At 58.7% G+C, this 26,219-nt stretch carries 33 protein-coding genes and 1 other RNA gene; 20 read left to right on the forward strand and 14 right to left on the reverse strand.

Annotated elements, in window-relative coordinates:
• Nucleotides 1–4: 4 nt before the first annotated feature.
• The 7 genes from TX72_RS06430 to TX72_RS06460 are packed head-to-tail and all read left to right on the forward strand — an operon-like array spanning nt 5 to nt 7,113.
• Complete coding sequence (locus TX72_RS06430) at nt 5–565, forward strand: peroxiredoxin (protein ID WP_011128144.1); 561 nt, start codon at nt 5–7, stop codon at nt 563–565.
• Nucleotides 566–615: 50 nt separating this feature from the next.
• A complete protein-coding gene (gene ggpS, locus TX72_RS06435) occupies nt 616–2,103 on the forward strand; it encodes a glucosylglycerol-phosphate synthase (RefSeq protein WP_011128145.1) in 1,488 nt (495 codons plus the stop codon).
• Nucleotides 2,103–3,365, forward strand: a complete 1,263-nt coding sequence (locus TX72_RS06440; protein ID WP_011128146.1) for an ABC transporter substrate-binding protein — start codon at nt 2,103–2,105, stop codon at nt 3,363–3,365. Before ggpS ends, TX72_RS06440 begins: the two co-directional genes overlap by 1 nt.
• Entirely contained in the window at nt 3,362–4,228 is an 867-nt protein-coding gene (locus tag TX72_RS06445) for a carbohydrate ABC transporter permease (protein ID WP_011128147.1), read from the forward strand. Before TX72_RS06440 ends, TX72_RS06445 begins: the two co-directional genes overlap by 4 nt.
• Nucleotides 4,225–5,043 (forward strand): carbohydrate ABC transporter permease, encoded by an 819-nt coding sequence (locus tag TX72_RS06450; RefSeq protein ID WP_011128148.1) that lies wholly within the window; start codon nt 4,225–4,227, stop codon nt 5,041–5,043. The genes TX72_RS06445 and TX72_RS06450 overlap by 4 nt, the downstream gene beginning before the upstream one ends.
• Nucleotides 5,040–6,014 (forward strand): ABC transporter ATP-binding protein, encoded by a 975-nt coding sequence (locus tag TX72_RS06455; RefSeq protein ID WP_042503513.1) that lies wholly within the window; start codon nt 5,040–5,042, stop codon nt 6,012–6,014. The genes TX72_RS06450 and TX72_RS06455 overlap by 4 nt, the downstream gene beginning before the upstream one ends.
• Nucleotides 5,965–7,113, forward strand: a complete 1,149-nt coding sequence (locus TX72_RS06460) for a PstS family phosphate ABC transporter substrate-binding protein (RefSeq protein ID WP_011128150.1) — start codon at nt 5,965–5,967, stop codon at nt 7,111–7,113. The genes TX72_RS06455 and TX72_RS06460 overlap by 50 nt, the downstream gene beginning before the upstream one ends.
• Here TX72_RS06460 and csaB read toward each other — a convergent pair.
• On the reverse strand, nt 7,104–8,168 hold the full coding sequence (gene csaB, locus TX72_RS06465; protein ID WP_011128151.1) for a polysaccharide pyruvyl transferase CsaB: 1,065 nt from the start codon (nt 8,166–8,168) through the stop codon (nt 7,104–7,106). The two genes, TX72_RS06460 and csaB, sit on opposite strands and share 10 nt — an antisense overlap.
• 60 nt (nt 8,169–8,228) lie before the next feature.
• On the opposite strand from csaB, the gene TX72_RS06470 reads away from it, so the two are divergent.
• The 3 genes from TX72_RS06470 to psaK are packed head-to-tail and all read left to right on the forward strand — an operon-like array spanning nt 8,229 to nt 9,122.
• Nucleotides 8,229–8,507, forward strand: a complete 279-nt coding sequence (locus tag TX72_RS06470; protein ID WP_011128152.1) for a DUF2499 domain-containing protein — start codon at nt 8,229–8,231, stop codon at nt 8,505–8,507.
• A 3-nt stretch (nt 8,508–8,510) separates the two neighbouring features.
• Nucleotides 8,511–8,807, forward strand: a complete 297-nt coding sequence (locus TX72_RS06475) for a DUF3593 domain-containing protein (protein ID WP_011128153.1) — start codon at nt 8,511–8,513, stop codon at nt 8,805–8,807.
• 57 nt (nt 8,808–8,864) lie between these two features.
• Nucleotides 8,865–9,122, forward strand: coding sequence for a photosystem I reaction center subunit PsaK (psaK, locus tag TX72_RS06480; RefSeq protein ID WP_011128154.1), 258 nt, complete (start codon nt 8,865–8,867; stop codon nt 9,120–9,122).
• 13 nt (nt 9,123–9,135) lie between these two features.
• Here the strand turns inward: psaK and TX72_RS06485 are convergent, their stop codons facing one another.
• Nucleotides 9,136–10,299 (reverse strand): NAD(P)/FAD-dependent oxidoreductase, encoded by a 1,164-nt coding sequence (locus TX72_RS06485; RefSeq protein ID WP_011128155.1) that lies wholly within the window; start codon nt 10,297–10,299, stop codon nt 9,136–9,138.
• Nucleotides 10,300–10,317: 18 nt separating this feature from the next.
• Nucleotides 10,318–12,249 (reverse strand): 1-deoxy-D-xylulose-5-phosphate synthase, encoded by a 1,932-nt coding sequence (dxs, locus tag TX72_RS06490; protein WP_011128156.1) that lies wholly within the window; start codon nt 12,247–12,249, stop codon nt 10,318–10,320.
• An 80-nt stretch (nt 12,250–12,329) separates the two neighbouring features.
• Between dxs and ilvA the strand changes: the two genes are divergently transcribed.
• Genes ilvA through TX72_RS06505 form a run of 3 tightly spaced genes read left to right on the forward strand, consistent with a single transcriptional unit; the run spans nt 12,330 to nt 14,734 of the window.
• Entirely contained in the window at nt 12,330–13,859 is a 1,530-nt protein-coding gene (gene ilvA / locus TX72_RS06495; RefSeq protein WP_011128157.1) for a threonine ammonia-lyase, biosynthetic, read from the forward strand.
• A gap of 39 nt (nt 13,860–13,898) precedes the next feature.
• Nucleotides 13,899–14,396: an SMC-Scp complex subunit ScpB gene (gene scpB, locus TX72_RS06500; protein ID WP_011128158.1), complete on the forward strand. Its 498-nt coding sequence runs from the start codon at nt 13,899–13,901 to the stop codon at nt 14,394–14,396.
• Between the two features lie 38 nt (nt 14,397–14,434).
• Nucleotides 14,435–14,734 carry a YggT family protein gene (locus TX72_RS06505; RefSeq protein ID WP_011128159.1) on the forward strand — a complete coding sequence of 100 codons (300 nt, stop codon included), beginning with the start codon at nt 14,435–14,437 and terminating at the stop codon, nt 14,732–14,734.
• Between the two features lies 1 nt (nt 14,735).
• Here the strand turns inward: TX72_RS06505 and TX72_RS06510 are convergent, their stop codons facing one another.
• Together TX72_RS06510 and TX72_RS06515 are read right to left on the reverse strand one after the other, a co-directional pair.
• Nucleotides 14,736–15,200, reverse strand: coding sequence for a hypothetical protein (locus TX72_RS06510; protein ID WP_011128160.1), 465 nt, complete (start codon nt 15,198–15,200; stop codon nt 14,736–14,738).
• 6 nt (nt 15,201–15,206) lie between these two features.
• The gene (locus TX72_RS06515; protein ID WP_011128161.1) at nt 15,207–15,536 is read right to left on the reverse strand and encodes a nucleoside triphosphate pyrophosphohydrolase family protein; all 330 of its coding nucleotides are present in this window, start codon (nt 15,534–15,536) and stop codon (nt 15,207–15,209) included.
• 56 nt (nt 15,537–15,592) lie between these two features.
• On the opposite strand from TX72_RS06515, the gene pyk reads away from it, so the two are divergent.
• The 4 genes from pyk (at nt 15,593) to TX72_RS06535 (ending at nt 20,577) form a co-directional block, all read left to right on the forward strand.
• Nucleotides 15,593–17,047: a pyruvate kinase gene (pyk, locus tag TX72_RS06520; protein ID WP_011128162.1), complete on the forward strand. Its 1,455-nt coding sequence runs from the start codon at nt 15,593–15,595 to the stop codon at nt 17,045–17,047.
• A 23-nt stretch (nt 17,048–17,070) separates the two neighbouring features.
• The gene (locus TX72_RS06525) at nt 17,071–18,300 is read left to right on the forward strand and encodes an ABC transporter permease (protein WP_011128163.1); all 1,230 of its coding nucleotides are present in this window, start codon (nt 17,071–17,073) and stop codon (nt 18,298–18,300) included.
• Between the two features lie 56 nt (nt 18,301–18,356).
• Nucleotides 18,357–20,270: an ATP-dependent zinc metalloprotease FtsH gene (gene ftsH / locus TX72_RS06530; protein ID WP_011128164.1), complete on the forward strand. Its 1,914-nt coding sequence runs from the start codon at nt 18,357–18,359 to the stop codon at nt 20,268–20,270.
• Nucleotides 20,271–20,334: 64 nt separating this feature from the next.
• Nucleotides 20,335–20,577, forward strand: a complete 243-nt coding sequence (locus tag TX72_RS06535) for a DUF7219 family protein (protein ID WP_042503519.1) — start codon at nt 20,335–20,337, stop codon at nt 20,575–20,577.
• 28 nt (nt 20,578–20,605) lie between these two features.
• Here TX72_RS06535 and TX72_RS13195 read toward each other — a convergent pair whose 3' ends face one another.
• Nucleotides 20,606–20,761 (reverse strand): DUF2256 domain-containing protein, encoded by a 156-nt coding sequence (locus TX72_RS13195; protein ID WP_071820844.1) that lies wholly within the window; start codon nt 20,759–20,761, stop codon nt 20,606–20,608.
• Nucleotides 20,758–21,351, reverse strand: a complete 594-nt coding sequence (gene clpP, locus TX72_RS06540) for an ATP-dependent Clp endopeptidase proteolytic subunit ClpP (RefSeq protein ID WP_011128165.1) — start codon at nt 21,349–21,351, stop codon at nt 20,758–20,760. The genes TX72_RS13195 and clpP overlap by 4 nt, the downstream gene beginning before the upstream one ends.
• Nucleotides 21,352–21,431: 80 nt before the next feature.
• On the opposite strand from clpP, the gene psb29 reads away from it, so the two are divergent.
• Nucleotides 21,432–22,070: a photosystem II biogenesis protein Psp29 gene (gene psb29 / locus TX72_RS06545; RefSeq protein WP_011128166.1), complete on the forward strand. Its 639-nt coding sequence runs from the start codon at nt 21,432–21,434 to the stop codon at nt 22,068–22,070.
• A 407-nt stretch (nt 22,071–22,477) separates the two neighbouring features.
• Here psb29 and TX72_RS14850 read toward each other — a convergent pair whose 3' ends face one another.
• Nucleotides 22,478–22,612: a hypothetical protein gene (locus tag TX72_RS14850; protein ID WP_263969696.1), complete on the reverse strand. Its 135-nt coding sequence runs from the start codon at nt 22,610–22,612 to the stop codon at nt 22,478–22,480.
• A 4-nt stretch (nt 22,613–22,616) separates the two neighbouring features.
• Nucleotides 22,617–22,718, reverse strand: a complete 102-nt coding sequence (gene petN, locus TX72_RS06550; protein WP_011128167.1) for a cytochrome b6-f complex subunit PetN — start codon at nt 22,716–22,718, stop codon at nt 22,617–22,619.
• 72 nt (nt 22,719–22,790) lie between these two features.
• Here petN and clpS point away from each other — a divergent pair, with 72 nt between their 5' ends.
• Nucleotides 22,791–23,087, forward strand: a complete 297-nt coding sequence (clpS, locus tag TX72_RS06555) for an ATP-dependent Clp protease adapter ClpS (RefSeq protein ID WP_011128168.1) — start codon at nt 22,791–22,793, stop codon at nt 23,085–23,087.
• Nucleotides 23,088–23,089: 2 nt separating this feature from the next.
• Here clpS and TX72_RS06560 read toward each other — a convergent pair whose 3' ends face one another.
• Nucleotides 23,090–23,317 carry a hypothetical protein gene (locus TX72_RS06560; RefSeq protein ID WP_042504304.1) on the reverse strand — a complete coding sequence of 76 codons (228 nt, stop codon included), beginning with the start codon at nt 23,315–23,317 and terminating at the stop codon, nt 23,090–23,092.
• A gap of 74 nt (nt 23,318–23,391) precedes the next feature.
• On the opposite strand from TX72_RS06560, the gene TX72_RS06565 reads away from it, so the two are divergent.
• Nucleotides 23,392–23,667: a DUF2103 domain-containing protein gene (locus tag TX72_RS06565; RefSeq protein WP_042504306.1), complete on the forward strand. Its 276-nt coding sequence runs from the start codon at nt 23,392–23,394 to the stop codon at nt 23,665–23,667.
• A gap of 11 nt (nt 23,668–23,678) precedes the next feature.
• Here TX72_RS06565 and TX72_RS06570 read toward each other — a convergent pair whose 3' ends face one another.
• The 4 genes from TX72_RS06570 to TX72_RS06580 form a co-directional block, all read right to left on the reverse strand.
• Nucleotides 23,679–23,882: a hypothetical protein gene (locus tag TX72_RS06570; RefSeq protein ID WP_042503523.1), complete on the reverse strand. Its 204-nt coding sequence runs from the start codon at nt 23,880–23,882 to the stop codon at nt 23,679–23,681.
• A gap of 15 nt (nt 23,883–23,897) precedes the next feature.
• A non-coding RNA gene (ssrS, locus tag TX72_RS13200) (6S RNA) lies at nt 23,898–24,080 on the reverse strand.
• A 2-nt stretch (nt 24,081–24,082) separates the two neighbouring features.
• The gene (locus tag TX72_RS06575) at nt 24,083–25,264 is read right to left on the reverse strand and encodes a 5-(carboxyamino)imidazole ribonucleotide synthase (protein ID WP_225867676.1); all 1,182 of its coding nucleotides are present in this window, start codon (nt 25,262–25,264) and stop codon (nt 24,083–24,085) included.
• A gap of 55 nt (nt 25,265–25,319) precedes the next feature.
• A complete protein-coding gene (locus tag TX72_RS06580) occupies nt 25,320–26,192 on the reverse strand; it encodes a carbohydrate ABC transporter permease (protein ID WP_011128173.1) in 873 nt (290 codons plus the stop codon).
• Nucleotides 26,193–26,219 lie beyond the last annotated feature (27 nt).

A 26,219-nucleotide genomic window follows, 5' to 3' on the forward strand; every position in this document is an offset into this window, starting at 1 on the left:
ACGTGTGCGCCGGCGGGATCTGTTCATCAAGTCCGGCTTGCTGTTGACAGCACTGTCGATCACCCCAACGAAGGCCTGGTCCCTCGGTGGGGTTGTTTTGGAACAAGGCGCTGAAGTACCAAGCTTTGATTTGCCCGGTTCCAGCCGTCGTGAACCCGACAGAGATCGCTGGTCCAGCGATGATCTGCGTGGTCGATGGCTTGCCGTGTATTTCTATCCACGAGATTTCACAGGCGGCTGCACGATTGAGGCCAGGGGGTTCGAGTCTCTGCACAGTGATTTCCTAGCAGCAGGTGCCGAAGTGGTGGGCATCAGTGCCGACAGCGTCGACGACCATGCGTCGTTCTGCGAGAGCGAAGGTCTGAGCTTTCCCTTGCTGTCTGACCCTGATGGAGCGGTCAGCAAGGCCTACGGGTCATGGATGGCGCCGTACTCGCTGCGTCACACTTTTCTGATCGATCCAAGCGGGATTCTTCGTCAACGATGGGTCGCGGTAAGACCCAGTGGACATGCCCAAGAGGTGCTCGACGCGATCACGGATCTGCAAAACAACACGTCTATTTGACAGAAACAGTCCATTCATGAAATGGTAACTGAAATTAAGGGTATCGTTATATGGGACAGAGTTCGTTCGTCATCCTTTATCACCGAACGCCTTTTGATGAGGCAAAAGATGCCCAAGGCAACCAAGTCTGGGTTGATCAGAAAAGTCCAAACGGCATTATCCCAACCCTAAGAAATCTCTTCAGGTCACGGAATGACGGCACCTGGATTGCATGGCGTCATGTTGATCATCCTGAAGAGATGGATGTTGAGCGACTTGAGATGACCAACCCCTCTCCCTTCGCGTTGTGCAGGATTCCGCTAGCCGACGAACAGATATCCAGTTTCTATCACATCACCTCAAAGGAATGCTTCTGGCCAATACTTCACACCTTTCCGACTCATTTCAATGTCAACAATGCCAATTGGGGCATTTTTGAGGAAGTCAACAAGCGCTTCGCTGACGCAGCCTGTAATGAAGCCGCTGAAGGTGCCACAGTCTGGGTCCATGATTACAACCTTTGGCTGGCGCCGGGTTACATCCGGCAACAGCGGCCGGATTTAAAAATTGCCTTCTTTCATCACACTCCCTTTCCTGGTAACGACGTCTTCGCCATCCTTCCCTGGCGCGAACAGATTTTGGAAAGTCTGCTCTGTTGTGATGTCGTTGGCTTTCATATCCCCCGCTACACCGAGAATTTCGCCCGTGCTGCGAGCACCTTGGTGGGCGCCAAACGAGGGCCGAAGATCTCTGTTGACCAGAAGTTCATCTCAGTCGGCACGGCTCTTTCAGAAGGAACGGTGACCAGCCATCTGGATCACAACGGTCGACGCATTCAATTGCTGAGTTCCCCGGTTGGGACCTCACCCGATGTGATCCAGGAGTTGTCCTGGAGTGCATCCGTTGAAAGTTATGGAGAGATGATCGTCCAGGACACCAAGAAAGGACGCAAACTGATCCTTTCTGCAAGCCGGGTTGATTACACCAAAGGCAATGAAGAGTTGCTGCTTGCCTTTGAACGCCTCCTCGAACGCCGAGAGGATCTTCATGGGGAAGTAGTGCTGATGCTGGCCTGCGTGGCGGCCGCCAGCGGGATGAAGATTTACGAGGAGACGCAGCGCTCCATTGAGGAAATGGCCGGACGCATCAATGGTCGTTTCAGTCAGGTTGATTGGATCCCAGTGCGCTTCTCCACGCGGCGTATTCCTTACGAAGAGATGGTGGCCTGGTTCTGCCATGCAGATGTCTGCTGGATCACACCGCTTCGGGATGGCTTGAATCTTGTCGCCAAGGAATACGCAGCTGCACGTCGCCATCGTGGCGGTGTCCTCGTGCTTTCGGAATTCACCGGTGCGTCGGTGGTCCTGGAAGGGGCTGTCCTGACAAATCCTTATTCCAACCGTCGGATGGATGAGGCCATCGAGGCCGCCCTGGCCATGCCGGAACACGAACAACGCCAACGCATGGAGACCATGTCAGCCGCTGTTGAGGCTTACACCGTGCAGGACTGGGCCGAAGAACAACTGGCGGGTTTTCCGGAAGTCGCCACCATCGGTTAATGGTCTTTCGGCGTCGCTTGATCGCCCTTGGGCTCGGATTTGTCCTGCTCATGGGTGTCGTCTGGGGCCGTCAGCAGCAGATGCAGTCGGTCACGATCCTGATGCCAGCCCCCTACGCCGATGCCACAGCTGCATTGGTGGATCGGTTCAACGATGACCACCGCGGGCGGATTCATCTCAGCATCAGCCGAGGCCCCCTGGAAACGGAATCCATTTCCGATCTGGCCATCAGCAGCCTCCTGCTGGGTTCCCCCCCCTTTGATGCACTGCTGGTAGATGTGACCTGGCTGCCGAAGTATGTGGCCGCCGGTTGGCTTGAACCCTTGGATCCATGGTTTGACCAGGCTGATGAAGACGACCTCGTGGCGGGAGCCAGACTCGGTAACCGGGTGGACGGAGCGTTGTACCGCTGGCCATTGGGTGCCGATGTCGGACTTCTGTATTGGCGTACAGACCTGATGCCAAGCCCACCCAGGACGCCGGATGAACTCACCGCCGTGGTGAGCAAGCTGCAGGAGGAGGGTCGCGCATCCCAGGGGTTTGTCTGGCAAGGCCGGCAGTACGAAGGCCTCAGCTGCGACTTTGTGGAACTGCTGCAGGCCTTTGGTGGGTCATGGATCAACCCCACCACCGGCGAACCGAATCTCGGCAGCCCTGCGGCGAGGCAAACCGCGACCTGGATGAACGAACTGATCAGCAATGGCTTCAGTCCCCGTGCAGTCACTAACTACGCCGAGTCGGAATCGCTGCAGGCCTTCAAGGCCGGTGACGCAGCACTGATGCGGAACTGGCCTTACGCCTGGTCGGAGTTGCAGGGAAACGACAGTGCTGTTAAGGGCCGGGTCGGCGTCACCACGATGGTGGCCTTACCGGGGGAGACTCCCGCCGCCACCCTCGGGAGCTGGGGATTGAGCATGTTGAGGGAGACGCCCCATCCATCAGCGACAGCTGAAGCGATCCGCTATCTCACCAGTCAGGACGCCCAACGGGAACGCTTTCTGAACCAGGGATACACCCCCACCGCACGAGCGCTCTTCCGTGATCCCGAATTGGTGGAGCAATCACCGGTTTTACCGCAACTAGAGAAGGCCCTGGGTCATGCGGTCCCACGCCCGATGTCCCCGCTCTATGCCCAGATGAGCGATGTGCTGCAGCGTCAGCTGAGTGGAATCCTCACAGGAGATCTTGATCCGGATGAAGGGATGGCTCAGGCTCAAGCCTCAACCATCACCCTGTTCCGATCCGCTGGGGGCAAGGCATGACCGTGCTGTTGCTGCTGCCGGCTTTGCTGCTGATGGGTCTGGTCTTCGTTTGGCCCATGCTCCGCTACGGCTGGCTGAGTTTCCACGCCGATTCGGTGTTGACCGGTCTGAATCCTGTGCCCAATGGCGGGGCCAATTGGATTCGGTTGCTGGACGACCAGCGCTTCTGGCAGGACGCGCTGCAGACAACACGCTTCGCCGGGGTCTCAGTAGGGCTTGAACTGGTCCTCGCCCTGGCAATCGCATTGTTGCTGGATCAACGCTGGCGCGGGCGGGGCGTGGTGCGGGCCCTGGCCCTGCTGCCCTGGGCACTCCCCACCACAATGATGGCCCTCGGGTGGCGTTGGATCTTCAATACGCCCTATGGCCCCTTGGAACGCCTCGCTGAGGTTGTGGGTCTGGGACCACTCAATCTCTTGTCCACACCGGCATCGACCTGGTTGGTGACTGTTGTGGCCGATGTCTGGAAGACAACGCCTTTCATTGCACTGCTGTTGCTGGCTGGATTGCAGACCATTCCCGAGGATCTCTACAGCGCCTTCCGTCTCGAGGGCGGACGGCCGAATCAGGCCTTGATGAGCATCACTCTGCCGTTGTTGATGCCCTACGTCTTGATTGCCCTGTTGTTCCGCGGTGCTCAGGCCTTTGGCGTTTTTGATCTGCTTCAGGTGCTCACTGGCGGTGGGCCAGCCGGAAGCACCGAGAGCGTCGCGCTGTATGCGTACCTCAATGCCATGCGCTTCCTCGATTTCGGCTACAGCGCCACAGTGATGCTGGCAGGGTTCCTGCTGCTCACGCTGGCGGTGCTGGTCCTGGCGATGCTTCTGCGCCTTGGTGGGTTGATCAGGCCGGTGCAGTCATGAATCGCCGTTTCGTGCCCTGGATCAGCCTGCTGCTGCTGTGGTCGTTGCTGCCGATGCTCTGGCAGCTGACCAGCTCCTTGTCCACTGCGGAGGCTCTGGTGGATGGATCGATTCCGTTTTTGCAGCGTTGGACCCTGGTCCACTACCAGGAGCTGTGGGCAAGCGACCCTCCCTTCTGGCGCTACCTGCTCAACAGTGCCGTCGTCAGCGGACTCACCACGCTGATCACCCTTGTTCTGGCCATTCCAGCTGCCTATGGCCTGGCCAGAGTGCCCCAGCAACTGCGTGAGCTGCTGCGTTGGATCACCGCTGCAGCTGCTCTGTTCCCCTACGTGCTGCTGTTTCTGGCATTGCTGGAGCTGGCCCGTCGCTTTTCCCTGGGCAACAACCTCATCGCCTTGGCCATGCCTTATGCAGGGTTGGCAATGCCCCTGGCCCTGCTGTTGCTCACCTCTGCCTTTGAAGGCTTACCCAGGGAATTGGAAGATGCCGCCCGTTTGGAGGGTCTGAGCCTGTGGCAGCGCCTCCGTTGGGTGCTGGTGCCCCTGCTGGCTCCAGCCACCGCCAGCACAGCCATCCTGGTGTTTCTGTTCGCCTGGAATGAATACCCCATCGCCTTGACCTGGCTCAGCCGAGATGATCTGCTGACCCTTCCGGTAGCGATGGCTCGGATTGCCGGATCGTCGATTTATTCCATTCCCTACGGCGCCTACGCCGCCGCCACCGTGCTGGGGTCAATTCCACTGTTGCTTCTGGTGCTGATCTGTCAGCGTCAGATCGTGTCTGGGCTGACCAACGGAGCAATCAAAGGCTGATGTTGCATCTCAACGGGCTCGGCAAACGCTTCGGAGACCAGTGGATCCTGCGGGATCTCAACCTGCAGGTGCGAGAAGGTGAATGTGTCGCGCTGCTGGGTCCCAGCGGTTGTGGCAAAAGCACGGCCCTTCGCCTGATCGCCGGATTAGAGCGGCAGGACGAGGGATCGATTGAACTCGATGGTGCCCGCCTTGACACCATCCCAGCGGAACGCCGTCGCATCGCCATGGTGTTCCAAAGCTATGCGTTGTTTCCTCACCTCAGCGTTCGGGAAAACCTCAACCTGGGGCTGAAGATCCGTGGTGTTGCCCCCGCTCAACGCCAGCAACGGATCAACTCGGTTCTGGACACGGTGCGACTGAGGGAGATGGCCGTTCGACGGCCCCAGCAGCTCTCCGGCGGCCAGCGTCAACGGGTTGCACTGGCCAGAGCACTGCTGCGTGATCCACGTGTTTACCTGCTGGATGAACCGATGAGCAACCTGGATGCACAGTTGCGCGATGAGTTGCGTCCGGAACTGCGCCAGCTGATCCTGCAGGGATCGCAACCGGTGGTGTACGTCACCCACGACCAGCAGGAGGCGATGGCTCTGGCCAACCGCATCGCGGTCCTCAAGGGGGGATGCATCGAACAGATCGGAACCCCTGAAGAGCTCTACAAAACTCCGGCCAGCTGCTTTGTCGCCAGCTTCATCGGCCGTCCCCAGATCAACCTGCTGAACATTGATCAGCAGCTCACGATCGGCATTCGACCGGAGGACCTTCACTTCGACCCCGAGGGGATGCCCTGCCGTTTGATCAGCCGTGAATGGCAGGGCGCGAGCCAATTGTTGTTGCTGGACAGCCCGCGTGGTGCGTTGCGAATGCTTTGTTCTGGTGATGCCGCCCTGGGCGAGTCCTTATCGGTGAGCTGGCCGACCCGTGCTGAACATCGCTTTGATGCCAGCTGTGGACGTCGGCTGGCTGGATAACCGGGGCTTAACCCCACGCGATACAGCAAACCGCATCATTGGGGCACATTTCTCAACTCCGATGGGGTCCCGTTTCGCGGTCCGTTCGTTCCTTGTGATTGCAGGGTGCAGCGCTTTGATTGGGTTGGCTGGCAGCTCCGCAGAGAGTGCTGACACCATCCGCATCAGTGGATCCAGCACTGTATTCCCGATCACAAAGGCCGCGATTCAGGGATTTCGAACAACAGGTCAGGGAAAATCTGTTGACTTTGACGTCAAGGAAACAGGATCAACGGCAGGGTTTCGAGAATTCTGCAGTGCCAACATTCCACTCGCCAACGCATCGCGACCGATCTCCGGCAAAGAACTGAAACGCTGCGCGGAGAACGGTATCAATTTCATTGAACTTCCCATCGCGTTTGATGCCATCACCGTAGTGGTCAATCCAGGCAATCACTGGGCACGATCAATGACCGTCAACGAACTCTCCAGGCTTTGGAACAAGAGTGCCCAAGGAACCATCAACCGCTGGAATCAGGTGAATCTTGATTACCCAGATCAAGCCATCAAACTGTGTGGCCCTGGCAATGATTCGGGCACCTATGATGTTTTCAATAAAACCATTAATGGCTCCAAAACCAACTCAAGGACGGATTACTTAGCCAGCGAAGATGATAATGAATTGGTGAAGTGTGTTGCCGACAACCGGCAGGCTCTGGCCTATTTTGGTTACGCCTACTATAAAAACAACATTAAAAAACTTAAGGCGGTCAAAATTGTCAACTCAAAAGACAACGCTGTCATGCCATCTGTCAAGAGTGTGCAAAATGAAAAATATCGTCCTCTTTCGCGCCCACTCTTTCTTTACATCAATGATCAGTCGCTGAGAAACAACAAGCCCTTCAGGCAATTCATCAGCTATTACCTGCGCAACATCAGCTCGCTGGTCACCACGAGCAACTACATCCCCTTGCCTGACGCCACATATCGACTCGTCGATTCAAAAAAATACCGCCACATCCTGGGCAGCAGTTTTGGTGGCAATCTGCCAGTGGGTCTCACCATCGGTCAGGCCATTGACCGCAGCTTTGATCAACACAAAACTGAATATCACCGCTGAGGCAAATAACGTCTGAGATGGCTGCAGTGGTGGGCCGCTGCGGCACGAATCCGTTCAATCTGATCAGAATCTGCTGGAGAATCCATGGCCTCTCGCCATTGCTTCAACAGTGTCGGCTCAGCCGGCAGCGCATCGAGGGAGCTGCAGGGAATTCCCGCCATGGCAGCAGCGGCTTCAACCTTCGGGTCATAACTCAGGGCAGCCATCGGACAGTGCGCGAGTCGGGCCAGGATCAGTGCATGCAGCCGCATCGGGATCACCAGGCGTGCTTTGCGGACCGAGGCAAAGACCGTATCGAGAGACGATGGAATCACCGTTGTGGACCGTGAACGCAGACCTGGCGGGACCACCCCTTGATCGGTCAGCCAATCGAGCAACTCGCCGTCCTGATGGCGGTGAAAGGCCAGCCATCGGACCGGTGCATCAAGGTCCTCCGCCAGCCGACTCAGAGCGTTGAGCAACAGAGACCACCCCCGCAGTCCAAGCAGTGGCGAAGGACGCCAGCACACCACAATCGATAGGCCTCCAGACCAGGGCTGTCGGGGCAATCCCCAGACAGGGTCCGGGGCGAGCTGCATCGGCATCCGAGGAGCCCAACGGCTGGCACGATCCATGGACGCCTGATCCCGCCAGCTGGCACTGCGGCAAAACGGGAGAACCAGACGCACCAACCTGCGGCTGAGCAGACGTTGCAGCGGTCCAAGTCCCTGGCCCCAGAGCAGCACCGGCCGTCCCCGCAATCGCGCCATGGCGATGATCAGCAGGTAATAGATCAGGCTGCGGAAACTGGTGCTGTCTTGAAGCAAGCTGCCGCCACCGAACACCACCGCATCGACCCGTCCAATGGACAGCAGCACAGAACGCAGGGAGCGACGATCCACAGCCTCGGCATCCGGTGCCAGTTCGGCAAGGGCATCGGCGTCATGGGCTGTGACGAGATGACGACTGGGGGAAGGCAGCTCTCTGAGCAGCACGGTAAGCAGGGCGTCATCCCCGAGGTTGTTCTCGCCGTAGTAGCCACAGAGGAGGAATGCCGGAACGGATCTGGCGGCCACGGGACTGACCTCCGTGAGAGATGCTCATTATCAACCGAACACTCTGATTAGGGTGATCGCATGCACGCCTTGTCCCTCGGCACCTGGTGGATCCATGTCACCTCGGTGATAGAGTGGAGCCTGGCCATCGTCCTGATTCAACGCCGGGACCTGAAGTGGCTGGCCTTGGCCATGGTGCCGGCGCTGATCAGTGCCATGGCGGCATGCACCTGGCACCTGTTCGACAACAGTGAGGCCCTTCGCCCACTGGTGACCCTGCAAGCAGCGCTCACCCTCATCGGAAACATGGTCTTGGCCTGGGCAGCGTGGTCACTCCTGCAACGCCGAGAGACGAGCTGAGCCATGGACTTTGACCCCGCACCGCTGTTCGCTCTGTCGCTACTGCCCTATCTGTTGTTTCTCCGTTGGCTTCAACGCAGCGGGACCCTGCCTGAACTTGCAGTCTGGGGGTTCCGACTGACGCTGCTGTTTGTCCTCATGACCATCGTCGCCGCTGTGCTCGCCCTGCGCTGCTGTGATGCGGAGCTGGTGGCGGTGGATGGCCTTCATGGCGGAGCGGAAGCCTTTCTCACCCTGGCCAATGCTGTTCTGGTGATTGGGCTGCTCCGCTCCGATGCCGACAGGGTGAACAACTCTTAAGAGGAGAAGACAGAAGTCCCCTGAGCTTGGAAGATGAAGCGTCGCTCATTGGCTTGAATGCTGACCCCTCTCTTCGCCATCGCCCCCGCAACCGTGACCTGGTCTCCCAAGGTTGCGCTGGTGATGATCGTCTGCAACGTGATCGCCATCGCTGTGGGCAAGGCCACCATCAAGCATCCCAGCGAAGGCGCCAAGCTGCCTAACGCGGCGTTCTTCGGTGGCATGGGCCACGCAGCACTGCTGGGTACCACCAGCCTTGGCCACATCATCGGCATTGGCGCCATTCAGGGTCTTGCTGCCCGCGGCGTCCTCTGAGAGGCGACGGTCCTCAGTTGAGGTACGGCAGCAATCGCCAGCCGTACCGCTCAAATCGATACCCAAAAAAAAGTTCGGACAGGTCTTCGGCAGAGGCCTGTCCGGACAAACCATGGATGAGCCGTTGCATGCGGTGATCTGCCTTTGGCGTGTTGAGGCCCCACCAGGTCCGACGAGCCAAACGATTGGACACCGCCCATCGCCATCCATATCGCTGTCTCAGAGCAGCCTGATAGCCCCGGTGGGAACGACCCAAGAGCAGGCATTCGCTCAAGACGGATGCGCTGTCGATGGCATGGCGAATCCCCTCGCCTCCGAGCAGATTGGCGGTTCCGGCGGCGTCGCCAACGGCCCAGAGTGCGCCTGTGCCATGGGGTTGTTGCTGTCTGATCGTGCTGGCGACACGTCCACCGTGACGATCCAGCACCGGCAGGCGGTCAAGATCACAACGTTTCAACAACCGTCGCAGAGATGTCCCGAGGGGAACCTTGGGCTGATCGGGAGGTGCCAAACGGCAAACCCCCACCTTGAGGCGATCCTGGGCCATCGGGAACACCCAGCCGTACCCATGGGGCATCCACTCACGGCCCAGCATGAAACTGACCCGCTCACGCCAACGTGCTGTGTTGCCACGGTCTCCCTGAAGCAGCCACTCCACACCGTCTCCCTTGAGCAACGGATCGTCTGTGGTCTCAACAGGGACGCCAGCCTGCTTCAGCAGATGTCGACCTGGCCCTGTGGCATCCACCACGAGGTCGACCGTTCGATGCTGCTGTTGATCAGTTGAGGTCAGGATCAGGTCGGCCGACCGTGCCTCCAGACGATCTAGCTGCACCTGACAACCGTTCAACAGCTCAACGCCGGTCTGCCGGGCCTGGTCCCAGAGATGTCGTCTGAAGACGGCGAAGTCGAGCACCACCCCCTGCGGATCAGCCGCCCACCACTGGTGTTCAAGACCATCGGGATCCAACAGCTGCCATCCCCACCAGCTGGCGGAGCGACACGCCCCAGGAATGCCCAGACGATCGGCATCGGCAAGGGGTAGCGCGGCGCTCGAATAAGCATTGCGCTCAGGAGACGGCAAGGCATCAGCCAGGGTTACCTCCCAGCCCACTTCAGCGAGTTGAACAGCCAGGCTGGCGCCAGCCGGGCCTGCCCCAGCGATCAGAACGTGCACCGGAGAACAGCCGTGCGTTCAGGATTGAATCGCCGGTACCGATGCAGCACCGGCGAAGTCGCGTCCGCCCAGATCAAAACGGCGACGGATGCGCTCAGCCATTTGAACAGGTATCATCTCCAGCGACTCCTTGCTCTGCTGCGGCGTGGCGTGGTCGACCATTTTGTCGGGAATACCGATACGCAACAGCGGAATACTGATGTCCTGATCGGACAACGACTCGAGGACTGCTGCACCAAATCCACCGGCCAGAGCGCCCTCTTCCATGGTGACCACGCGACGGATGCGCCGTGCCAACGGATGAATCAAAGCCTGATCCAGGGGCCGCAGGAAACGGGCGTTGATCACCGTGGTGGAGAGGCCAGCCTCCTCAAGCAGTGTGGCGGTGTCCAGAGCCGGATGCACCATCGAGCCGTAGGCCACGATCAGCAGATCATCCCCTTCCCGCAACAGCTCACCGCGACCGATGGGGAGAGCTTCCCAGCCCTCCTCCATCAAAGGCATGCCAACGCCCGATCCGCGGGGAATGCGCAGAGCTGTGGGTCCGTCGTGGTTCAGACAGGTCACCAGCATCCGCTGGAGTTCCGCCTCATCCTTAGGCGCCATCACCGTGAAGTTGGGGATGGATCGCATGTAGCTGATGTCGTACTGACCCTGATGCGTCGGTCCGTCGGCACCGACGATGCCAGCCCGATCGAGAACAAAGGTCACCGGCAGATTCTGGATGCCGACGTCGTGGATGAGTTGGTCGTAGGCCCGCTGCAGGAATGTGCTGTAGATGGCCACGACAGGCCGAAGACCTTCACAGGCCATGCCCGCCGCCAAGGTGACAGCGTGTTGTTCGGCGATGCCGACATCCACATACTGATTGGGAACAGCTTTCTGCAGCAGATCCAGACCGGTTCCAGTGGCCATGGCAGCGGTGATGCCCACCACGCGACTGTTCTGTTCGCAGAGCTTGACCAGGGTCTGGCCGAACACCTTGCTGTAACTGGCAGGTTTCGGTTTCTTCGACGGAATGGCCTTGCCGGTGGTCAGATCGAAGGCGGACTGGGCGTGGTAACCGACCTGATCCGCCTCGGCATAGGGGTAACCCTTGCCCTTCTTGGTAACGACATGAACCAGCACGGGCCCACCATCACGGTGGGCAGCCTGGAAGGTCCGCATCATTTCACCGATGTCATGGCCATCAATCGGCCCCATGTAGGTGAAGCCCAGCTCTTCAAACACAGCACCCACCTTGGGAACCGCGAGACGACGCATACTTCCCTTCAGGCGGTTCAACTCGGCTGGGAGCTCGCCACCCATGAAGGGAAGATGGCGAACGCTTTCCTCAACGCTGCCGGAGAGGAACTGCATCGGCGGACTGAGCCTTGCGCGGTTCAGAACGTTCGATAGGGCACCCACTGGTGGTGAAATCGACATGTCGTTGTCGTTGAGGACAACGAGTAAGGGGGTTTCGGGGAGATGTCCGGCGTGGTTGATCGCTTCCAGAGCCATCCCACCGGTAAGAGCACCATCGCCGATCACGGCGACGCACTTGAAGTCCTCACCACGATTATCCCGGGCCATCGCCATGCCCAGCGCTGCCGAAATCGACGTGCTGGCATGGCCAGCACCGAAATGATCAAAGTTGCTTTCTGAGCGTTTGAGGTACCCCGCAACACCATTCTGCTGGCGAAGGGTGTGGAAGTCGTTGAAACGACCGGTGATCAATTTGTGGGGATAAGCCTGGTGCCCGACATCCCAGATGACCCGATCCCTGTCCAGATCGAGGGTCTGGTACAGCGCCAGGGTTAGCTCCACCACCCCCAGACCAGGGCCGAGATGGCCACCACTGGTGGAGACCACCTGAAGATGACGGTCTCGAATCTGACGGGCGACATCCTCAAGCTCAGACAGCTTGAGGCCGTGCAGCTCATTCGGATGAGTCAAATCTCCGAGATGCATGCACGATCCGCTCCAGGCCCTGCAATCTACGGCGTCCGTTCCTAGGGGCCGTTAGCCCTGAACATGGGGAGAATGGAGGGATGACCGACTATCTCCAGCGGATCCTGCGGGCTCGCGTCTACGACGTCGCGCGGGAGACGCCGCTTGACCCTGCCCCAAACCTCAGTCGCCGACTTGGCAATGAGGTGCTGCTGAAGCGCGAAGACCTGCAACCGGTGTTCTCGTTCAAGCTTCGCGGTGCTTACAACCGCATGGCCCAGCTCACGCCGGAGGAACTCAGTCGTGGCGTGATCGCCTCCAGCGCAGGAAACCATGCCCAGGGCGTGGCCCTAAGTGCCAAAAAACTCGGCTGCCGCGCCGTCATCGTGATGCCCGCCACCACACCCGAGGTGAAGGTGCGGGCCGTGCGCACCATTGGCGGGGAAGTCGTGCTCCATGGGGAGACCTACGACGAATGTTCAGCAGAAGCGAGACAACGCTGCGCTGATGAGGGACTCACCTACATCCATCCCTTTGACGACCCGGAAGTGATCGCCGGCCAGGGAACCATCGGTCTGGAAATCATGCGGCAGAGCCCTGAACCGCCGGATGCCATTTATGTAGCGGTCGGCGGCGGCGGACTAATTGCCGGAATCGCGGCTTACGTCAAACAGCTGTGGCCCAGCACCGAGATCGTCGGCGTTGAACCGGTTGATGCGGACGCCATGACCCAGTCGTTAGAGAAGGGAGTACGGGTTGAGCTGGCCCAGGTGGGCCTGTTCGCCGACGGCGTTGCGGTCCGCAGGGTGGGGGAGCACACCTTTGCCCTGGCCCAACAATTTGTTGACCGCATGGTGCGGGTCGACACCGATGCGATCTGTGCCGCCATCAAGGACGTTTTTGAAGACACGCGCTCCATCCTCGAACCGGCTGGAGCACTTGCCGTGGCTGGGCTGAAGCAGGACGTGGCCGATTGCCAAATGACGGACCGCCGACTGGTGGCGGTGGCCTGCGGCGCCAACATGAACTTCGATCGCCTGAGGTTCATCGCCGAACGCTCCGAACTGGGAGAGGAACGCGAGGCGATGCTGGCGGTGGAGATCCCTGAGCAACCGGGAAGCCTCAGAACCCTGTGTGATCACCTACGCAGCCGCAGCCTCACCGAATTCAGTTACCGAATGAGTGAGGGCGCATCAGCCCACATCTTCATCGGCGTGCAGGTGAACGGCGCACAGGATCGTTACCAGCTCGTGGATGGACTCCAGCAGCAGGGCTTCTCCTGTCTTGACCTCAGCGACAACGAATTGTCCAAGGTTCACCTCCGCCACATGGTTGGCGGTCGTCTTCCATCCACTTCGCAGGACAGTTGCGCTGGGGGCTGCCTCGAACTGCTGTACCGCTTTGAATTTCCAGAGAGGCCGGGGGCACTGATGCGCTTCGTCAGCGCTCTCAATCCCGGTTGGAGCATCAGCATCTTCCACTACCGGAACCATGGAGCTGACGTGGGTCGGATCGTGGTGGGTGTGCTGATACCGGTGGAAGAACAGCCGCAGTGGACGGCCTTCCTCAATGAGCTTGGGTATCCCTATTGGAATGAAACCGACAATCCGGCTTACACCCTGTTCCTCTGACTTTGACGGCGATACCTTGGGCCATTGCGACGGTTCGCGATGTCCACACCGTCTCTCGCCGCCCAGATCGAAGCCATCATGTATCTGAAAGGGCGTCCGATCGGTCTGAATGAGCTGTCTGACCTCGCTCGAGCAGAACCTCAGGGGGTTCAACAGGCCCTCCTGGCCCTCTCAGCCAGCTATGCCCAGCGGGATACCGCACTGGAGATCGTTGAGCAGAACGGCCGGTTCGGACTGCAACTCCGTCCGGCACTCGCGGACCTGGTTCAAAACATGCTGCCGGTGAATCTCTCCACCGCCACATTGCGGACCCTGGCAACGATTGCTCTGAAGAAGAGGATCCTGCAATCGGACCTGGTAGATCTGCGTGGCTCGGGTGCCTACGACCACATCAAAGAACTGCTGGCCCAGGATTTCATCGAACGGCGCCGTCAAAGCGAGGGACGCTCGTACTGGATCACACTCTCCGAAAAATTCCATCGCACCTTTTCGGTTCTTCCGGACTTGGCCCAGGAACCACCGGCTGAGGCTGCATAGACTTTTCCAAGCTTCCGAGTCGACCTCTGGACACAACAATGCTCACCAGTGGCATCGCCTATCTGCTGCTGGTGCTGTCCACCGCCGTGAACATTTACTTGTTCGTGCTGTTCGTGCGGGTGCTGCTCACCTGGTTCCCCAACATCGATTTCAGCAACCCTGTCCTGGGTGGTGTCGCCTCGATCACCGACCCGTATCTGAACATGTTTCGTGGGGTGATCCCGCCGATCGGTGGGATTGATCTCTCGGCGATCCTGGCGTTCATTGCCCTGCGGGTGCTGCAGGGATTGCTTGAAGCATCCAGCGCTCAATTTCAGTCGATGAGCCTGGGGTTCTGAATCACTGAATCGCTTGCTCCAGCGGCAGCAGATCGTCGTCATCAACGCTGGTGAGATTGCGTACGGGCGCCTTGAATCCTCGCGCCCGGGCATTGCGAATCTCAAACGGACCAGGAGTGCCTGCAGGGACGGAGAGTCTCAAGGCGAAGGTCTGTACACCGGGAATCACATCTCCGATCGAGCCGACCCGGGTTCGGTTCGGAAGGATCGGCTCGCCACTGGCATCGAGGATGCGAGCAAACACATCGGTGTCCACCACAGGCTTGCGACCGGGGTTCTCCACCTCACCACTGAGGACGTAACACGTCGCCCCCATGGGACGGGCAAAGTCCGGTTGGTTGCCGGGATCCTCAAGGGAACAGGGCTCAAGGCTGAGGTTGTTGAGATTCAGATCGGCTGCATCAGCAGGATTCACCCCGATCAAAAGAAACAACAGGGCAAGCAGAGGGAGCAGACGTTGGGGCATGAACTCCTAGCGGTGGTCTCCACTGCCCGTGATGCGACCACGGGCCGCACGGCTGGCCAGTTTGTCGAGATTGGCCGAAGCGACCTCATCAAGTTCATAACCCAACTCGCTGGCCAACTGGGCGATGTACCAGAGCACATCTCCCAGCTCGAGCTTGATCGCTTCTCTGGTCTGTGGATCAAAAACCCCTTGGCGATCACGCAACACCTTTTTGACCTTGTCCGCCACTTCGCCGGCTTCTCCTGTCAGGCCCAGCGTTGGGTAGATGGGGTTCTGACCCACCTGGGGGTAAGCGGCTGTTCTCCGTGCCGCATCCTGATAGGCGTTGAGTTCCATCGGCAGGGCCTGACAACACCCGGATGGTAGTTTCCGCAAGGATTTTAAGCCTCGGTATGGGCCAGTTCGATCAGAACCGTCGGACCAAGATCGTGGCCACCATCGGTCCAGCCACGGAAAGTTCCGAGCGAATCAAGGAACTGGTTCAGGCTGGAGCCACCACCTTTCGGTTGAATTTCTCCCACGGCGACCACAGCGAGCATGCGGCGCGGATTTCGACCATCCGCCAGGTGTCTGAAGAGCTCGGGATCAACATCGGCATCCTTCAAGACCTGCAGGGACCAAAAATCCGCCTGGGCCGTTTTGCTGAGGGACCGATCACCCTTGCCAATGGCGACAGCTTCTCCCTGACGTCCAGGCCGGTGAGTTGCAACCAATCCATCGCCACCGTCACCTACGACAAACTCGCTGACGAAGTCACCGCAGGAAGCCGCATCCTTCTCGACGACGGCCGCGTTGAGATGAAAGTCGAGCAGGTGGATCAGGCTGAACAGACCCTGCACTGCACCGTCACCGTTGGCGGTGTTCTCTCCAACAACAAAGGAGTGAACTTCCCCGACGTGCAGCTGTCCGTCCGCGCTCTGACGGACAAGGACAAGGTGGATCTGGAATTCGGTCTCTCCCAGGGGGTCGACTGGGTGGCCCTGAGCTTCGTACGCAACCCCTCCGACATGGAGGAAATCCGTGGTCTGATCCGTGAGCATGGCCACGAGACCCCCGTCGTCGCCAAGATTGAGAAGTTTGAGGCCATCGACCAGATCGATGCCATCCTTCCCCTGTGCGATGGCGTGATGGTCGCCAGGGGTGACCTGGGGGTAGAGATGCCCGCTGAGGAGGTTCCTCTTCTGCAGAAGGAATTGATCCGGAAAGCCAACAGCCTGGGCATTCCGATCATCACGGCCACCCAGATGCTGGATTCGATGGCCTCCAGCCCGCGACCCACCCGCGCTGAAGTGAGCGATGTGGCCAACGCCATTTTGGATGGCACCGATGCAGTGATGCTCTCCAACGAAACGGCCGTCGGCGATTTCCCGGTGGAAGCCGTTCAAACGATGGCGACCATCGCCTGCCGGATCGAAAAGGATTATCCCCAGCGTTCCGTTGACAGCCATCTGGCCAGCACGGTGCCGAATGCCCTGAGTGGCGCCGTCAGCACCATCGCCAGTCAGCTGAACGCCTCGGCGATCCTTCCTCTCACCAAAAGCGGAGCGACGGCTAAGAACGTCAGCAAGTTCCGTCCCGCATCGCCGATTCTGGCCATTACCCCTGATCCAACCGTGGCCTGCCGTCTGCAACTGGTTTGGGGAGTGAAGCCGCTGGTGATCCCGCAGCACGAACTCACCACTCACACGTTCCTTGCCGCGATGACCCAGGCCAAAACAATGGGGCTTCTGAAGGAAGGTGATCTGGTCGTTCAGACGGCCGGGACCCACACGGGTGTCTCCGGTTCCACCGATCTGGTCAAGGTGGGCATCGTCAGTTCAGAGGAAGCACCCGTCAACATGATCTGATTGCTCTTCTCTGCTGAGCTGCGATGACCCGGCGGATGCCAGCGACGGAGACCGTGAGGATGGCCCTCACCACGCTGCGCAGCAATCGATTGCGCAGCCTGCTGACGATGGTGGGCATCGTGATCGGCAACGCGTCTGTGATCACGCTGGTTGGGGTCGGACGTGGCGCACAGGGTCTGGCGGAAGAGCAGCTCAGCAACCTCGGCGCCAACGTTCTGTTTGTGGTTCCGGGCAACAACGACACACGCCGCCGCGGCGTGGCCTTTCCGAAAACCCTGGTCCTCGAAGACGCTGAAGCGATCGATGAACAGGTTCCCAGTGTGCGCCGAGTGGCGCCGCAGATCACCAGCAGCCAGGTCGTACAGGCTGGAGCGCGAACCGCCACCAGTTCCATCTCGGGGATCACGGCCGACTTTTTACCGGTCCGCAGTTTTGAGATTGCCCGCGGACGATTCATCTCTCCCCAGGACAACCAGGCCGCTCGAGCTGTAACGGTGATCGGGCCAGACCTACGGAGCAAGCTGTTTCCCACCGGCGAACCGCTGGGGCAGCAACTCCGCATCGGAACCCAGGCCTTCGAGGTGATCGGTGTGATGGCGCCAAAGGGTGCGGTGTTCGGCAGCAACCAGGACGAGAACGCCTATATCCCTCTGAGCACCATGGTGAACCGACTGACCGGTCGTGATCCCACTTACGGCGTGAGCCTCAGTTTCATCAGCGTGGAGGCGCGTGACGAGGCCAGCACCAGTGCGGCAAAGTTCCAGATCACGAACCTGCTGCGCCAGCGCCACCGGATCCTTCGGGACGATGATTTCGCGGTGCGTTCTCAGAAAGATGCACTCACCATCGTCGGCACCATCACTGGCGGACTCACCCTGATGCTGGCCGCGATCGGGGGAATCTCCTTGCTGGTTGGTGGCATCGGAATCATGAACATCATGCTGGTCTCCGTCAGCGAACGGACGGAGGAGATCGGACTACGGAAAGCTCTGGGGGCACGCAGCAGTGATGTCCTCCAGCAATTCCTAGTGGAATCGTTGGTCCTGGCCAGCCTCGGTGGTGCCATTGGCACGGCAGCCGGACTGGGAACGGTCGCTCTGGTGGCAGCGGTCAGTCCACTACCCGCGAGCATCGGGCTCACCACCGTGATGGTCACGGTGGGGTTGTCAGGCTCGATCGGCCTGTTCTTCGGTGTCGTACCGGCCCGCCGAGCTGCAAAACTCGACCCGATCGTGGCGCTCAGAAGCCTCTGAGCCACACCACAGCAGCAATTTTCCTGCTTTACAATCGCTCATCATTTCTCAGGATCATGAATCAGCGTTGGCGCCTTGTCGCCCTCTGGCTTCTGCCCATCGGCGTCGTGCTCCTGATCGGTTGGCAGGTGATCAGTAACGGTGGTCTGAACAGTCAGAACGCCGGGGGCACCACCGTGGCGCCTCGCAATGCAGCGGTGGCCCGCATGAGCTATGGCCGCTTCCTCGACTACGTGGAAGCCGGTCGCGTGACAGCTGTCGACATCTACGACGGTGGTCGCAACGCTGTAATCGAAGCCGTTGATCCTGACCTGGACAACCGTGTCCAGCGTCTGCGGGTGGATCTTCCCGGTCTCGCTCCGGAACTGGTCAACACCCTGAAGGAAGAAGGGATCAGCTTTGACATCCATCCCCCACGGACAGCACCTCCAGCCCTTGGCCTGTTGGGCAATCTGCTGTTCCCGTTGCTGTTGATCGGATCATTGATTTTCCTGGCCCGTCGCAACAGCGGCATGCCAGGAGGTCCCGGTCAGGCCATGCAGTTCGGTAAGAGCAAGGCTCGCTTCATGATGGAAGCCGAAACCGGTGTGATGTTCGATGACGTCGCCGGTGTTGCAGAGGCCAAACAGGAGCTCCAGGAAGTAGTGACCTTCCTGAAGCAACCCGAGCGTTTCACGTCTGTTGGTGCTCAGATTCCCCGCGGACTCCTACTAGTCGGCCCTCCTGGAACTGGCAAGACACTGCTCGCCAAGGCGATCGCTGGTGAAGCTGGTGTTCCGTTCTTCTCCCTCTCCGGTTCTGAATTCGTCGAAATGTTCGTGGGTGTCGGTGCAAGCCGAGTCCGCGACCTGTTCAAGAAAGCGAAGGAAAACAGCCCTTGCTTAATCTTCATCGACGAAATCGATGCCGTTGGACGTCAACGGGGCGCTGGCATTGGTGGTGGTAATGACGAGCGTGAGCAGACCCTCAACCAGCTGCTCACCGAAATGGATGGTTTCGAGGGCAACAGCGGCATCATCATCATTGCGGCAACCAACCGGCCGGACGTGTTGGACTCAGCCCTGATGCGTCCCGGTCGCTTCGACCGTCAGGTCACCGTCGATGCCCCTGACATCAAGGGTCGACTCTCCATCCTTGAAGTTCACTGCCGCAACAAAAAGCTTGAAGAGGAGCTTTCCCTCGAAAGCATTGCCCGACGCACCCCCGGATTCACGGGTGCTGACCTGGCCAACCTGATGAATGAGGCAGCCATCCTCACGGCCCGTCGCCGCAAAGAAGCCATTGGCCTGAGCGAGATCGATGATGCGGTTGACCGGATCATTGCCGGCATGGAAGGCCGTCCATTAACCGATGGCCGCAGCAAGCGTTTGATCGCGTACCACGAGGTGGGCCATGCGTTGATCGGCACCCTGGTGAAGGACCATGACCCGGTCCAGAAGGTCACACTGATTCCCCGAGGGCAAGCACAGGGCCTCACCTGGTTCTCACCGGACGAAGAGCAGACCCTTGTGACCCGATCTCAGCTCAAAGCAAGAATCATGGGAGCACTTGGTGGACGAGCCGCTGAAGATGTGGTGTTTGGCCATGAGGAAGTGACCACCGGTGCTGGTGGTGACATTCAGCAAGTTGCGTCCATGGCTCGCCAGATGGTGACCCGCCTCGGGATGAGCGACCTGGGTCCTGTTGCACTTGAAGGCGGAGGTCAGGAGGTGTTCCTTGGCCGAGACTTGATGTCCCGCAACGACATCTCGGAATCAATCTCCCAGCAGATTGATGCTCAAGTCCGTCAAATGGTGAAGCGCTGCTATGAGGAAACTGTCGACATTGTCGCGGCCAACCGTGAGGCAATGGATCGTCTCGTGGAACTGTTGATTGAAAAAGAAACCATGGATGGCGGCGAGTTCGCAGCTGTGGTGGCTGAATTCACTCAGGTTCCAGCCAAGGACCGCACGGTAGTGACGCTCGACTGACATCGATGTTCAGTTTTGGTCTGCTCTCCTTATGCTTGAGCAGACCAATTCAGATCAATGATCCATGGCTGATCAGGATAGGATTCGCAATCCCATGGAGATATATAGCAGTTTTCACGGAAAGGATTGGAGCCCTCAGAGAGCTGCATTTCACCAAAACCTTGAACAGTTTGCTGACCGAATTGGCCTAATCGTAGGTCTTCAAGCCAATGGCAAAGTCAGCCAAGAAGAAGCATATGAACAGATTAAGGAACTTTGGAAAGCACTAAAAGTAAGCCGCACCGATCTTTTGCCTAGTAACGACTAAGGGCATTAATATTTCTTATTTAAGCTATTTAAGATTTATTTTCTCGATGATTCCTCGAGCCTTTACAACGACGACATCGTTCTGAGCAATAAATAACCGAATCCCAGTTATTTCGCCAAGCCTTGCGCCACTGAAAAGGTCGCTCACAAACCGGGCAGATTTTACTGGGCAATCCGGATTTCATTCCACAGCCTGAATTGGACGCTTATCGATAACGGAATCAATCAGGCCATACTCAACGGCTTCTCCGGGAGACATGAAAAAGTCTCGATCCGTGTCCTGTTGAATTCGATCCAGTGGTTGGCCGGTGCGATCAGACAGTTCTTGGTTCAGCCGTTCCTTGAGATAAAGAATTTCGTCCGCCTGAATCCTGATATCACTGGCCTGACCGCGAGCGCCGCCAAGGGGTTGATGGATCATGATCCTCGAGTGTTGAAGGCTGCTGCGCTTACCTTTGGTTCCGGCACAGAGAAGAAAAGCACCCATACTCGCCGCCAATCCGACGCAAACAGTGTGCACATCAGGCTTGATGTGCTGCATGGTGTCAAAGATACCAAGGCCGTCGTAAACGGAACCGCCGGGTGAATTGATGTAGAGATAGATATCCTTTTCGGGGTCCTCTGCCTCTAAGAAGAGCATCTGAGCAACGATGCGATTAGCCGAATCACTGGTGACGGCTTCTCCCAGAAAAATGATGCGCTCGCGCAGCAAGCGCGAATAGATGTCAAAAGCCCTTTCACCACGACCTGACTCCTCGATCACGATTGGAATCATGGCGTCCCTGCGAGTCTGACAATCTTAACGGCGTTGTCTTCGGCGCTAAGGTCACAGCCATTCAATTGAGAGAACGCACGTTGGCTGAGCGTCACACCATCGCGGACAGCAAGCGCGCCTTTCACCAGGCCTTTCCGCATGTCATTGCTCCCCTGTACCGGCGGATTGCTGACGAGCTTCTTGTGGAACTGCACCTGTTGAGTCACCAAGCTACGTTCCAAGCCAACAGCCTTTTCGCAGTCGGACTCAAGACCGTGTTTGAGCGCTTCACCCAGGGCTACCGCCCTATGGAGCACCCCGCAGCCCTGTTGTCGGCGCTGTGCAGCAGCAACGGTTTTGACGATGAACAGCTGAAGCAAGCCGCTCAGCACTGCCTGCAGGACGCCGAGGGGCATTCAGATGACGCCTTCCAGAGTTGGTTGAAAGAGCAGTCTCTGAGCGACGGCGCTCACTACTCAAGACTGATGGCCGTCGGACTTCTTGCCCTGCTGGAAGCGTCCTCCGACGAAAGCGACGCAAGCTCTCTGCGTCAGCGGGCCGTCAAACTGTCGGTAGACCTTGGACTACCTGCTGAACGCGTCGAGAAGGATCTGACCGTGTTCTCCTCCAACAGTGAGCGGATGGAGCAAGCCGTGGAACTGATGCAGGAAACTCTCGCTGCGGATCGTCGCAAGAAAGAAAAGCGACTTGCGGAAGCGGCAGAAAGCACAGCCGGCTGACCTTTCAGCTTGAGAGAGACAGTCCCCCGTTCGTACTCTCAGCTTCGATCATGGGGTAGGTGAAATATTACCCCCAGGGGGATCACATCTCCAACGTGTTCCTCCTGAGTCGAAAACGGGCAGGAGGATTTCCCGCTGACTGCTGAACAAGGACCTTGTCATGCAAGCCGTCGGCGAACTCATACCGCTGGCATGACGATTCTGCACAGGTTGACTGCCTTCATCTGCCTCAAGCCGAGGGCTTTGCAAGAGCTCTGAAACCGCCAACAGTCGGTGTATGGTCTCTTGATCACCGGCAGTGTCGTTCTTTAGACATCCGAAAGGACCAAACGCACCAGAAACACCTGGCTGAGGTTGTCAGCGGATGGACAAACTTCCGACGCAGACACGCCGGCTTTCCCATCAGCTCAGGGTTGACGCCGTCGTCGATCCCGCCACTCGATGAAGGACAGATAAATCACAGAGACACTGACAAAGACGAGGAGAACAGCCGCTGTGATCTCCAGTCCTTGGTTGAGGGTGAACGTTGCAGGACCGTTCAAGGCCTCAGAAGTTCAGAGTTCCGTCGCCGTTGCGACCCCATACCACCATGGCGATGGAGAAGCTGAACATGGCGGCGAGCGATGCCCAGGCAACGGTGAACAGCATTGACTTGACTTCTTTGATGACAGGATCCTACCTAGGGTCCACGGCCAGCATTCTTCATTTGAAGCAACTGTCATGAGCAGCTCCAGTCCTGGCTCAGCGTCGTTGCTTGAGCGCCAGACCATCACCCAGCGCTATCCACAGGCCCGTGTGATTGTTCTCGATGACGACGTCAACACGTTTCAGCATGTGGTGGACTGCCTGCGCAAGATCATTCCAGGCATGAGTGAGGAAAAGGCCTGGAGCCTCGCCAACCGCATCGACGGACAGGGTTCCGCTGAAGTCTGGTGCGGTCCGCTGGAGCAGGCAGAGCTGTACCACCAGCAACTGGCTGCAGAGGGGCTCACGATGGCGCCACTCGAACGCTGCTGAGCTCAAGCGGCAGGTTGTCGTGTTGCTTTGGTGAGTCGCAGCACATCCACGGTCTCCAGTCGTTGTGTCTGGGCATCGAGAACAAAACGAACCACCCGACCGGGGCAGAACGCCAGTCCCCGCACCTCCTTGCCGTGCAGTTCAGCGGTCAACATCCTTGCTTCAGAACCGCAACGTTCTGCCAGCGGGCCGGACACGGTGCTTCGCAGGGTATCGACCGATTTGAGCATCACGGCCACAGGTGGCTCTCTCCGGCATAGCCAGGCTGGCTACTGTCAGTCAGTTCTCAGGGATTCCTCAAGGTTTGGGCCGGGTCGTCATTACCCACAGCACCTATGTGGACGGGCTGATTCCCTGGCTCAAAAGCCTTGCCAAGGACCGCCGCATTCAAACGGTCACGCCAGCCGTGATCAATCGAGTAAGAGGTCGCAGCCAGACGCTTCAACTGCGGGTCTCAACCCCGATTCGCGGCGGGTTCAAGTTGATGGCTCGCAAGGGGAGCACTGTCCAGGAGGTGTTTGTTGTCACAGAGCTGGAACAGAGTCAGCTTCAAAAGGTCGTCGATGAACTCAGGCCCTGAGTCGTCGTCAATCAATGTTGTTGAGCCGCCTGGCAGGCTTCGAGAAATGATAGTCTGATTTCAGACTGACTGTTGCAGAGGTCGGCCCAGTCCGAGCGACGGAAGCATTGGGGAAGGATGGCGCGGCAAGCAACCTGAGCGTCATCGGGCAGAAAACGCACGGGCTCCGCCTGCGTGAAAACCAGTCCGATCACAAGCAACAGCGTCGGCATCATCAGGCTTGATCAATGGGGTGAACCACCGTGCCGTGCGAGCCCCAGTGGTCGACCTGGAAGAACCAGAAGGGGAAACAAAGTGGGGATTCGTTTCCGGCTACAGGGCCGGTTTACGGCACCGTCACGACAGTCTCCCCAAGTCGAAAGAGAGTCAGATCAGAGCACTAGAAAAGGCCGTCACCAACACAGCAGTTCAGGATTCAGCTTAGAGCTGAATTCACCGTCGGAGACGGCCAGATGCCGCGGATCACCTCCAGTGCGGATTGGGCTTGCTGCTCTCGCTGCTTTGCATCAGCCCCCGAGAGCAGCACAGTCACGTGACCGAGTTTGCGTCCAGGAGTTTCCGGTGACTTGCCGTACCAGTGAAGATGCGCATCCGGCAAAGCCGCTAAGGCGTCCAAGCGTTGTTGTAGCGACGTGGTGGCAGTCTCAAGCCCCAGCAGATTCACCATCAGTGCACCATTGCTGGTGAATTCAGGCGATGGAACCGGCAGACCGGCGGCAATGCAAACCTGTTGGTCAAATTGACTGCTGCTACAGGCTTCAATCGAGTAATGGCCGGAATTGTGTGTTCGCGGAGCCACTTCGTTCACCTGTAACCCATCGGGTCCGAAAAAAAACTCCAGGGCCAGAACCCCGACGTAATTGAGTTTGGTGAGCAGGGACGCTGCCACGTTGTAGGCCTGAGCTTCCACCCCTTGGTCAACCGCAGCAGGAGCCAGAACCCAGTCGCAGACTTGCTGGCTTTGGTGGGTTTCCACAAGAGGGAAACGGCGAACCCGTCCCTGGGAATCACGACTTACCACCAGCGCCAGCTCTCGCTCGTAATCCACCCAGCACTCCAGCAGCCACTCATCGCTTTCCACACTGCGGATCAAGCGAGCCAGATCCTCAATCGACTCCACAACGACTGTCCCCTTGCCGTCGTATCCGCCGTGGGCCGCTTTCGCCATCACCGGAAATGACCACCCCTGAGGCAGGGCTGGCTGAGCCGGAGAGATCCGACTCAACGGACACCACGGTGGCGTGGCAATCGAGAGATCTGACAACAGCTGCCGCTGCGACAGCTTGTTTACCAGAGGTGAGAGGGCAGAAAGGGCCGGACGGAACCGCACACCCTGCTTTTCCAAGGGGATGAGGGCATCAATATTGACCCACTCGTTTTCAAACGTGATTCCCTGGCAGCCCACCATCAATTGGCGAGTTCCCGCCACATCACGAGGGTCCGCGATGACCTGACGGGACGAACCGGCACAGGCGGGGTCGTCGGTGGAACCGGTCTGAACTGCCACGGCCACCTGCCGTTCTGCAGCAGCTTCCACCATCATGCGAGCGAGCTGTCCGCCGCCGACGACACCGATCATCTCGGCCGTGGTGGTCATTCCCCATGGGTGCGCAATCCCCAGCAGCTTGCCACTCAATGGAGCGCCTGGCCTCTCAGATCAGGGCACGATCGCCACTGAAAGCCAGACGCACCAGGGTGAACAGCATCACCACAAGGAACAGAGCCAACCCAAGGGTGCAGGCATAACTGATCTCCAGTTCAGCGAAGGCTTGGTCGTAGACGTAATAAACGATGGTCCGCGTTGAATCGGCAGGCCCACCCTGAGTCATCAAAAACACTTCCTCAAACACCTTGGTGGCCGCGATCGACGACACCACCGCCACGAGGGAAACGTACGGACGAAGTAACGGAAGAGTGATGTCCACATGCTGGCGCCAACCCTCGCTGCCATCGAGTTCGGCCGCCTCGTAGAGCTCTTTGGGGATGCCCTGCAATCCCGCCAGGAAAATCACCATGTAATACCCGAGCCCTTTCCAAAGCGTCACCACCATCACCGCAGGCAGAGCGAGCTGTGGTGACGTCAGAAAACCGATCGGGGTGAAGGCTGGGCCGAGCAACACAGCGAGCCAGCCATTGATCAGACCGTTTTCGGCGTAGAGCCAACGGAAGGCGATGGCTGCCACCACGATGGAGACCAGGACCGGTGTGTAAAACGCGCTGCGCATCAAGTGACTGCCGGGGAGGCCGCGATTCACCAGAACCGCCAGTGCCAGTGAACCGACAACGATCGGCGGGACCACACCGAAGAAATAGAGAAACGTGGTGAGCATCACCCGTCGCACCATCGGATCCGAAAGCAGGCGCTGAAGGTTGGCGAGTCCGACGAAGCGGAGTGGCTCCGTCACATCCAAGCCGGAGGCGGTGAAGCTCATCACCAACGCCATCAGGGCTGGGAGCAGCACCGACAGGCTGATCAGCACCAAGGCCGGTAACAGAAATGCCCAGGCGACAAGACTGCGGCGCAAGGTGTCGCTGTCACTGGCATGAGGTTA

The organism is Parasynechococcus marenigrum WH 8102 (genome assembly GCF_000195975.1).
Lineage (GTDB): Bacteria > Cyanobacteriota > Cyanobacteriia > PCC-6307 > Cyanobiaceae > Parasynechococcus > Parasynechococcus marisnigri.